The sequence below is a fragment of the Olavius algarvensis spirochete endosymbiont genome (assembly GCA_900608495.1).
GTDB lineage: Bacteria > Spirochaetota > Spirochaetia > DSM-2461 > DSM-2461 > UBA2779.
This window is the reverse complement of record UWYT01000076.1, coordinates 1-476: the sequence shown is the minus strand read 5'-3', so window position 1 is coordinate 476 and position 476 is coordinate 1. Positions and strand designations below refer to the sequence as shown.

Genomic DNA, 476 nt, shown 5'->3' with positions numbered 1-476 from the left:
GAGGCCGCCTACTATCTAAGCGAGGGCTACCCGCCCGAGAGCATCGCATGCCGCAGGCTGAACAAGGAGCTAGTCTGCGACTTCTATTACAGCGATGTTGGATTAGAAGAACTCCAGATCAACTTCTTCTCAGGCGGGGCCCAGGTTAACCTGCTTGGCTTTCGCCGCAGCTATGGCGAGCTTGCAAGCCAGCTCAGCAGGGTTAAGAGGGAGTACAAGAGGAAGGCCATCGAGGCGGCCTCCACTGCTCCCACGGGAGAGGTGGGACTTACGGGAGGCTCAAGATGAGAATCATAGCCATGTGCAACCAGAAAGGTGGAGTTGGTAAGACCACGCTTACCCGGGAGCTTGGCTGCTATCTTGCCCATGCAGGTGAGAGGGCGCTTCTAATCGACGCCGACGGCCAGGCCAATCTTACCAAGAGCTTCTTCGAGAATGAACCTGAGAGGGGCCTCTATGAGGCCATACTGGATGGA

2 protein-coding genes are annotated in these 476 nt (G+C 56.7%); both read left to right on the top strand.

Annotated features, from left to right (window positions below):
- Positions 1–288: hypothetical protein (locus tag S1OALGB6SA_RS10010; RefSeq protein WP_195910234.1), on the top strand; the 288-nt coding region annotated here is incomplete at its 5' end.
- Positions 285–476: ParA family protein (locus S1OALGB6SA_RS01385; RefSeq protein ID WP_148083996.1), on the top strand; the 192-nt coding region annotated here is incomplete at its 3' end. The genes S1OALGB6SA_RS10010 and S1OALGB6SA_RS01385, both read left to right, overlap by 4 nt.